The following is a 9,324-nucleotide window of genomic DNA, read 5'->3' as shown; positions in this document are numbered from 1 at the left end:
AGTTGACGGGGATATCCCTGGCCATCCCAGCGCTCATGATGTTGAAAGGCGATGTGAGCGGAAAGAAGGGAAAGAACATTGTGCTTCCTGAGAATATCAAACCCAAGGCCTGCATGCTGCTTAATTTCTGCAAATTCTTCCCGGCTAAGGTCATCGGGTTTATTGAGAATGTTTTTGTTTATCTTTATTTTGCCTATATCATGAAGCAAGGCGCCTACACCCAATTCCTTGAGCTGGCTTCGTTCATAATTCAGACTAACGCCACTCATTATCGAAAGAACACCTACATTTACCGAATGAGCATAAGTATAATCATCAAATGAACGAATATCGGTTAAACTGACCAGGGTATTGGGGTTAGCTATTATTTCGTCAATTATTTCGTCTACGGTGTTTTTTACAGCATGCAAATTAAGTTGGTGTTTCTTTTCCAGCAAATTAAAGCTTTCCTTGAGAGTTCTTATTGCTTTTAAACGAGTCTTTTCAGAAATTATATCGCTTACGGCATCTGATTCATCAAAAAGCTCATCTCGTATATAAACTGACATAACTCCTGCCTTTTGCAAGCCATGGATATATTTCTCGTTGAGTTCTACTCCAGCGTGTAAAAGCACCCTTTCTTCACTGTTAAATATGGCTCGTGCTACTATCATTCCCGGATCCAATTCATATATAGAAACCCTGCGCATAAAAATTCACCTGTTTTAATAATTTACCTTGTAAGGAGCATACCAGTGCCTGTAAGTAGAAGTTCGTAAGCTGCATCTGGGAAATAAAATAAAAGTCAGATTTATGTAAATATATCATATATGCAGCTAAACCGGGTATTGGATAATTCGACTTTTTTAAAAGACTTCCTGCTCATATCCTAAATATTAAACAATTATTATAGTTTGCCAGAATGCGGTATTTAAGTAAAGCTCAATTTTTACCCACTATCGGGCATTTATTCTTATTTGCGATGAAGAGAGTAAAATGATAAATTACTAGTAAAAGCAAAACAGAGGAGAAACATGAAAAAGAAAAGACAAGTAGCTTTTCCCAGGGCCATATTAAAAAACTTGGCAGATGAGATAAAAAAAATGGCAGGCAGTAATGAAGGACGGCTCTTTATTCTGGAAATGGTCGAAGAAATCCCTTACGATATTCGCGCTCAGGTTATTGAAGGCTTGTCAGCTTTTTATGAAGATGAGATAGTGGAATTCTTTCAGCTGTTAAAAGCGGAATACGGTAGTGAAATGGAATCTCTATGTGCTCGAGCTTTAGAAAAATTCAGCATGGCTGGCCTGGACATTAGTTCACCTATATTTTTCCAAGGATCCTTATTAAAAGCTTACGCCACTTGCAGCCGCCATACCGGAAGGCTGAGCCTTGATATTGCCTGGAAAGCTTCTGGAAAAGGGGTTCATGTTGAGTCTTTTTACCTGACCTTTAATGCGGATGGCTTACACAGTTTTTTCCTGGTGGAAAATATGCCCCTGGCCCAGTTTGAGCATGACCGCCAGGTTTTGGGAGAGATGGTGGAATTAAGTTTTGACGAGGCTTCTCTCTTAATCTCGCAGGCCTTTGCTTTAAATCTTCGTCATATGAGTCGACCTTCGGTTGGTAGATTCTTATACCAAAAATACTTGAGTCATAGCACCACAATCAGTGAAATTCAGGAAAGAGAACTTTTGCATAGAATATCCCCCCGGCTCACACCACGACAACTGGTAAACAGCTTCTTTTATGCTTTGAAATATCAAGATTTAAGCTATATTCTATCCTTGATAAGTACCAGCCATACCCCTCAAGCTTTACAGCAATTTGATGGTTTTTTAAAGCTGGGGAAAACACTATTGGAAGGGCAGGTTGAGGAGGTTTACGCTTCCGGCAAACATGCCAGAGTAATCGCTTCTTCTCTTGGTCTAAAGGATCATGAACTAGAGCAGCATTCCTATTGTTTTTATTTAGTAAAAGTAGAATCAGGCCACTGGTCTATTGTAGATATTCAAAGCTTGCCGTCTCAGGCAAAAACCAGGACCAACCTTACCAATCCCCTCGAAGCCAATGTCTTTTGCCGGGTATACGAAATAACGGACATGGACGAGTTTTTCCTGGTTCTCGACAAAATAGACAACATAAGGGAGATGGAAGAGCTTCCTTATGGCATTCATATGCGACTAACCTGTTTTGAAGACAATTTTAACCATGGGGTATCTTTTTTTACCGGGGTAATTGCAGACATGATAATTAATGGTGATGAGTTTGTCGTCATATCCCGCGAACAATCAACTGTAGCGGAAATCCATAAGCTCTTTATTTCTCTCTCGGGCATTCCGGTTATTTATCGCGGAGAGTATGAAGTCAGCCTCTTAAAAGCTTACCGCTATCTGGGTGGTAATTATGTTTACTTTGAAGATGTTTTAGTTGATCAAGAGGGTGAACAGGTATTTGATGACGGTATGCGTTTCATCAGTGCTCGCTACCTGGTAAAGGATTACAAGAAGGTTTGGCAGAGAATGGGAGAATTATCTCTGGTAGAAATTGAGACAACGGTTGATTACCGGGTTTATTACCAGTTGGAAGATCGAAACGGTGCCCCGGCGTTTTTCGCTGAGTATATTTTGGGTCCAAACTGGTTAAGCATTTCTGCGTTTGGTGAGCTTGATCTCAACCAAGCCCGGCAAAGCTTAGAAAAAGAGATTTATGAATACCTGGAGTATGATGGTATGGAACTGAAAACAGAAGGTTTCTTCGACATCTTGAGCAGTGAGATTAGCAGGGAAAATCCCGGCTTAGAAAAGGCCTTGAAAGAAATGTACCTTAATAAGTGGTATAATTCCCATCTATCTACCTTAAGTGGAATGAGTCCATCTGAAGCTTCTCAGAGCGAAGAGGGCAAAAGATTACTGTGGACCATGTTCAAGAAAATAGGACAGCGAGAGAAGAAAGGCCTGGTGCCTGGCCAACAAAAAAGAATTAACCTGAAGGAATATATGCGCAAAGTTGAGCAAGGGAAAGAAGGGAAAATTTAAACAGCATATTGACAGCATCTAATACTTTCAATATACTTTTAAGCATCGGGAGAAACTGCGGAGCAGTTTCAACATACCGCTGCAACAAGGCGGGGGATTAGAACCCGCCGCCTGTTTTCTAAATTAGAACCCGACCGCTTAAAGAAGCACCCTGCGGGCACAACTGATGTTCGCTTCGCTCACTATTAAGGATGCGGGGGACATATTTGCCTCGTTATAGATAATTAAATATTTGCAAATAGGCAATGAAGGGAACGGACATATGAAATCACTTGATGAAAGAGAGCCGGGCAAGGTGAGAGCCGGTACAAAATTTCATGTGGTGCTCATCCCGGAGTCGCTATCTGAAAGGCCATGAGCTCAGTAGGTGTTGCCGGATAAAGGTGTCCGTTAAAAACCTGGCATTATTAGGATTAATATGCTGCAAGAGGCCACATCCCCCGATGTGGCAAGCAGGGTGGTACCGCGGGAAGCTCCCTCTCGTCCCTGGTGGGGAAGAGAGGGTATTTTTGTATTCTTTTTTAAATCTGACTAACCCCCCCATGGCGCGGGGGCATTGTTTTTATCTTTTGTAATCTTTGACTCTACTGCAAAAACCCCTTTTTATTGCATAGGGTTGCATAAATATGCAAAGCGAGCGTTGGCAAAGCATGGATGCTTCACCCTTCGGGTACCCCTTGAGCCGCGAGACGAGCCGTTGGTGTTGCCCATGCGTAGCGCCCTGTCGGGCACAACTGATGCTCCCTGCGGTCGCTATTAAGGACGCTGGAGCGGAATATTTATGCAAGCAAATGCAAAATTATTATTTTTTGCAGCGGAATCAATCTTTAAATAAAAATAAATAGGAGTGTTGGTGATGGGATTAAAGATTTACCTCGATGGAAAGTTTGTGGATGAGGAGGAGGCCAAGGTATCGGTTTTTGACCACGGTTTTCTTTATGGTGACGGCGTATTTGAAGGAATCAGGGCCTATCATAACAGTGTATTCCGCTTAAAGGATCATGTTGATCGCCTTTATGATTCAGCCAAAGCCGTAAATATGGAGATTCCGGTGAACAAGGAACAAATGTCGGAAATAATCCTAGAAAGCTGCCGCCAAAACGACTTAAAGGATGCTTATATCCGGGTGGTTGTTTCCCGGGGCAAAGGCGACCTGGGTCTTGATCCCCGTAAGTGCTCGGTCCCCACGGTCGTATGTATTGCGTCTTCGATAAGCATCTATCCGGAGGAGATGTATGAGAAGGGTCTGGATGTCATTACCGTACCTACCCGCCGGAATGGCCCGGAAGGGGTTAATCCGCGTATCAAATCACTAAATTATCTTAATAATATTATGGCCAAAATAGAAGCCAATATGGCGGGTGTGCCTGAGGCCATTCTGCTTAACCAGGAAGGCTATGTAGCTGAATGTACTGGAGATAATATTTTTATGGTAAAAAACGGGATACTTAAAACCCCGGCCATTCATCTGGGCCTCTTGGAAGGAGTAACCCGCAACGAAGTAATTGCTATAGCCCGAAAAGAAGGTATTGATGTGCAGGAAACCACCTTTACCCGCTATGACCTTTTTGTAGCGGATGAGGTATTTTTGACCGGTACGGCTGCGGAGTTGATTCCCGTAGTAAAAGTAGATGACAGAGTAATAGCTGATGGTAAACCGGGACCGATATTCCATAAACTACTGCAGCAGTTTAGAGAAATCGTTAAAGAACCTGAAGCCTTGATCTTTAAATAAGCATGATACGGTTCGGGGTTGTTTCATAAATAAGTTTCTGCCGGCCCTGAATTTTATTCACTGATGTAATGGCAAACTACTTTTTATGGCATAAGGATTGCAAAATACTAATAGTTTCTTTGCAGTATAATAATTTACTGCACTATCACCAGTTTTATGTAAGCCTTTTGAGGAGGATTAAAGCATGAAAAGCGACAAGGTGAAAAAAGGTCTGGAAAAAGCACCCCATCGTTCACTTTTCAAAGCTCTGGGCTTGACTGACGAGGAGATAGATCGTCCCCTTGTAGGCATAGTCAATTCCCGGAATGAAATAGTACCCGGCCATATTAACCTGGATAAGATTGCGGAGGCGGTAAAAGCCGGTGTGCGTATAGCCGGGGGAACTCCGTTCGAGTTTCAGACCATTGGAGTTTGCGATGGTATTGCCATGAATCATATAGGGATGAAGTATTCCCTGGGCAGCCGGGAATTGATTGCTGATAGTGTGGAAGTAATGGCAACGGCGCACGCTTTTGATGCTCTGGTGTTTATCCCTAATTGCGATAAGATTGTTCCTGGTATGTTAATGGCGGCAGCCCGTTTAAATTTGCCCTCCGTTTTTGTTAGCGGCGGTCCCATGTTGGCAGGTACTATTAAAGGTAAAAAGCTAAGCCTAACCCAGCTTTTTGAGGGAGTAGGAGCAGTTGCCGCCGGGCGCATGAGCCTGGAGGAACTCCAGGTAATGGAAGAATACGGCTGCCCCACCTGTGGCTCTTGTTCCGGCATGTTTACGGCCAATTCCATGAATTGTCTTACGGAAGCTCTGGGTATGGGTCTGCCGGGTAATGGAACTATACCGGCGGTATTTTCTGAGCGCATCCGGCTGGCCAAGCAAGCCGGTATGAAAGTAATGGAGCTCTGGGAAAAGAATATATGCCCCCTGGATATCATGACCCCGGAAGCCTTTCAGAACGCGATTCGTTTGGATATGGCCATAGGATGTTCCACTAATTCCGTATTGCACCTGCTGGCTATAGCAGCGGAAAGCGGGGTAAAGATAGATCTGGAGATGTTTAACCAATTGAGTGCAACTACCCCGCACCTCTGCAAGCTTAGCCCGGCCGGGGAGCATCATGTGGAGGATTTTTACCAGGCGGGTGGAATACAAGCCCTATTTAATGAGTTGGATAAAAAAGATTTGATAAACCGGGAATGTATTAGCGTAACCGGCCGCAGTATGGGCGAAAATTTTGCGAATTCACCAGTCCGTGATTATTCGGTAATTCGTCCCCTGCATGAGCCCTACAGTGAAAGCGGAGGACTGGCTATACTCTTCGGCAACCTGGCCCCGGAAGGAGCCGTAGTAAAGAAGGGGGCAGTAGCCCCGGAAATGATGGAGCACGAAGGGCCGGCCCGGGTATTTAACAGCGAGGAAGAAGCGGTGGAAGCCATACTGGACAACCGGATCAAAGCCGGTGATGTAATAGTTATCCGCTATGAAGGACCACAAGGGGGACCGGGGATGAGGGAAATGCTGACCCCAACCTCGGCTATAGCTGGAATGGGTTTGGATAAGGAAGTGGCCCTTATTACTGATGGCCGCTTTTCTGGAGCTACCCGGGGAGCTTCCATTGGCCATGTATCACCTGAAGCTGCTGCTGGAGGCTTGATAGCCCTGGTAGAGGAAGGAGACCTTATTCGAATAAATATTCCGGCCTGCCGGCTGGAACTCCTGGTAGATGAGAGAACTCTCGGGGAGAGGAAGCTACTCTGGAAAGTACCGGAGCCCCGAATAAAAACTGGATATATGAGGCGATATGCCAGGATGGTACAATCAGCCAGTACCGGGGCCGTATTTAAAAACTAACCCATTATAATTGGTAATAATAGCGGGCCATCGAAAGCCCGCTATTGTTTTATCCGATGACTAACTCGCTCTAAGACTCCCGCCTCTATAGTCGGGAGTAATAGCGACAAAGTTTCTGGATAAGTGCGACTAAGCTTCAGATGGAGTTAAAACTCCACCTGAAGCAAGTCTTACTTTATAGAAAATAAAGCGGAGGTGAGCTAGGTGAAATTAAAAGGAGCCGAGATTTTACTGCAGTGTTTGCAAAAGGAAGGAGTGGATACCGTATTTGGTTACCCGGGTGGAGCGGTCTTACCCATTTATGATGCCCTGTATAAATCAGAGATCAGGCACATCCTTTCCCGACATGAACAAGGAGCCGCCCATGCTGCTGATGGTTATGCCCGGGCAACTGGCCGGGTAGGTGTTTGCATAGCAACCTCAGGTCCGGGAGCAACCAATCTGGTTACCGGAATAGCTACTGCCTACATGGATTCGATCCCCCTGGTTTGTTTTACCGGACAGGTTGGAACCTCTTTAATCGGTAGAGATGCCTTTCAGGAGGCGGATATAACCGGTATAACCCTTCCTATAACGAAACATAATTACCTGGTGGAGAAGACGGAGGATCTAGCTCGGATAGTGAAGGAAGCCTTTTATATTGCCCGTACCAACCGGCCCGGTCCGGTGGTGGTTGACCTGCCTAAAGATGTAATGGAAAAGGAAATAGATTTTGAGTACCCGGAAGAAGCCATTAACATAAGGGGTTATCGCGTAGTAAAGGGATACAATTCCAACCAGGTGATTACCGCCGTAGACTATATTCAAAAAGCCCGCCGCCCGGTAATCTATGCTGGCGGAGGAGTTATTTCTTCGAATGCGGCGGAAGAGCTGAGAGAACTGGCGGAGAAAAGGAAAATACCGGTTACCACTACCTTAATGGGGATGGGGGGATTTCTCGGCAACAGCTATCTCTCTCTGGGGATGTTGGGCATGCACGGAACCCGTTACGCTAATTATGCCATTGGTGAGTGTGACCTGCTTATAGCGGTAGGGGTGCGCTTCGATGACCGGGTTACCGGTAAGATTGATACCTTTGCCCCCCATGCGCGGGTGATTCATATTGACATAGATGCTGCCGAAATTGGGAAAAATGTGGAGGTGGAAGTCCCCATCGTAGGGCAGGTCAAGGAAGTGCTGGCGGCTATAAACCAGCGGCTGGAAGCAATCGAATCGGAGGAATTAAACGAATGGCATGAAACCATCCACCGCTGGAAAGAGGAATATCCCTTACGCTATGGGGATTCCTCTGAAGGAAGGATAATGCCCCAGCATGTAATCGAAGAAGTCTATTCTCTAACCCAGGGGGAGGCCATTATCTGTACCGAGGTAGGGCAGAACCAGATGTGGGCCGCCCAGTATTATCACTATAAGCATCCCCGCAGTTTTTTAAGTTCCGGGGGATTGGGTACCATGGGTTATGGATTCCCGGCCGCCATCGGCGCCAAAATTGCCTGTCCCGATCTGCCGGTTGTAGATATCGCTGGTGATGGTAGCATTCAAATGAATATACAAGAATTAGGTACCGCAGTACAATACCGGCTTCCTATTATTATCTGTATTTTGAACAATCATTTCCTGGGTATGGTTAGACAGTGGCAGGGTTTATTTTATGGAGGGCGTTATTCCTATACTGATATGAGCCATCAACCGGACTTTGTAAAAATAGCTGAAGCTTACGGGGCCATAGGCCGGCGTATCAAAGAAGCGTCCCAGGTTAGGGAAGCCCTGGAGGAAGCCCTTAAAGTTAAGGATCGCCCGGTGGTTCTGGATTTCTGGGTAGAGAGAGAAGCTGATGTCTATCCCATGGTACCACCAGGTGGATCCCTTATGAATATGCTGGGGGGGGATTAATCATGAAGAAACATACCTTGGCGGTTACCGTAGAAAATCGTCCTGGGGTCCTAACCCGGGTCACCACCATGTTCCGCCGGAGAGGCTACAACATTGAGAGCCTGGCGGTGGGGGCTACAGAAAACCCAGCGATTTCCCGCATTACCATAGAAGTCACCGGAGATGACAGGATAATCGAACAAGTAACCAAGCAGTTGTATAAACTTATCGAAGTAATTAAAATAAACGATCTTACCGATGCCCGATCAGTTGACCGCGAACTGGTTTTAATCAAAGTTAAAGCCGACAACAGTGTCCGGGCTGAGATTGTACAGATAGTGGATATATTTCGAGCACGTATAGTAGACATTGGTCGGGATTCATTGATAATAGAAGTCACCGGAGATTCCAGAAAAATTGAAGCTATAGAGGATTCCCTCCGCGCTTTCGGTATAATCGAAATGGTGCGAACCGGCAAGATCGCCATGATTCGCGGAGGCAAGTAATTAAAAATTTATTCCACTGCAAAAAACCTTTTGATTCAGAAGGGTTGCATAAATATACAAAGCGAGCGTTGGCGAAGCATGGGATGCAACACCCGGCGAAGGCGAGCAGGCGAAAGGGGGCGAGCGACAGGATGTCGCGAGAGCGCTGCTGACCAGGACGGGAGATTAGCGCGGTACCCCTTGAGCTGCGAGACAAGCCGCAGGTGTTGCCCATGCGAAGACTGCGAGCGGTATATTTATACAAACCAATGAATATTATTAACTTTTTGCAGCAAAATCAAAATTTAAAGGAGGTTATATTAATGGCTAGAATGTTTTATGATGCAGATGCCAATCTGGAGAATCTGA

6 protein-coding genes are annotated in these 9,324 nt (G+C 45.3%); 5 read left to right on the top strand and 1 reads right to left on the bottom strand.

Annotated elements, in window-relative coordinates; translation table 11 throughout:
• On the bottom strand, nucleotides 1–689 hold a 689-nt coding region (locus PHP87_RS09065; protein ID WP_299920529.1), incomplete at its 3' end, for an HD domain-containing phosphohydrolase.
• A gap of 324 nt (nucleotides 690–1,013) precedes the next feature.
• On the opposite strand from PHP87_RS09065, the gene PHP87_RS09060 reads away from it, so the two are divergent.
• From PHP87_RS09060 to ilvN, 5 genes are all read left to right on the top strand, one after another.
• Complete coding sequence (locus tag PHP87_RS09060) at nucleotides 1,014–3,017, top strand: hypothetical protein (protein WP_011641531.1); 2,004 nt, start codon at nucleotides 1,014–1,016, stop codon at nucleotides 3,015–3,017.
• A gap of 856 nt (nucleotides 3,018–3,873) precedes the next feature.
• Nucleotides 3,874–4,752, top strand: a complete 879-nt coding sequence (gene ilvE / locus PHP87_RS09055) for a branched-chain-amino-acid transaminase (RefSeq protein ID WP_011641530.1) — start codon at nucleotides 3,874–3,876, stop codon at nucleotides 4,750–4,752.
• 184 nt (nucleotides 4,753–4,936) lie between these two features.
• Nucleotides 4,937–6,598 (top strand): dihydroxy-acid dehydratase, encoded by a 1,662-nt coding sequence (gene ilvD, locus PHP87_RS09050; RefSeq protein WP_011641529.1) that lies wholly within the window; start codon nucleotides 4,937–4,939, stop codon nucleotides 6,596–6,598.
• 204 nt (nucleotides 6,599–6,802) lie between these two features.
• Nucleotides 6,803–8,491 (top strand): biosynthetic-type acetolactate synthase large subunit, encoded by a 1,689-nt coding sequence (gene ilvB / locus PHP87_RS09045; protein WP_299920526.1) that lies wholly within the window; start codon nucleotides 6,803–6,805, stop codon nucleotides 8,489–8,491.
• Nucleotides 8,492–8,493: 2 nt separating this feature from the next.
• Nucleotides 8,494–8,976 carry an acetolactate synthase small subunit gene (gene ilvN, locus PHP87_RS09040; RefSeq protein ID WP_011641527.1) on the top strand — a complete coding sequence of 161 codons (483 nt, stop codon included), beginning with the start codon at nucleotides 8,494–8,496 and terminating at the stop codon, nucleotides 8,974–8,976.
• Nucleotides 8,977–9,324: the final 348 nt, after the last annotated feature.

This window comes from Syntrophomonas sp. (assembly GCF_028707975.1).
In the GTDB taxonomy this organism is placed as follows: Bacteria; Bacillota; Syntrophomonadia; order Syntrophomonadales; family Syntrophomonadaceae; genus Syntrophomonas.
Note: the sequence above shows the minus strand (reverse complement) of the source record. Positions and strands in the feature narration are given on the sequence as shown.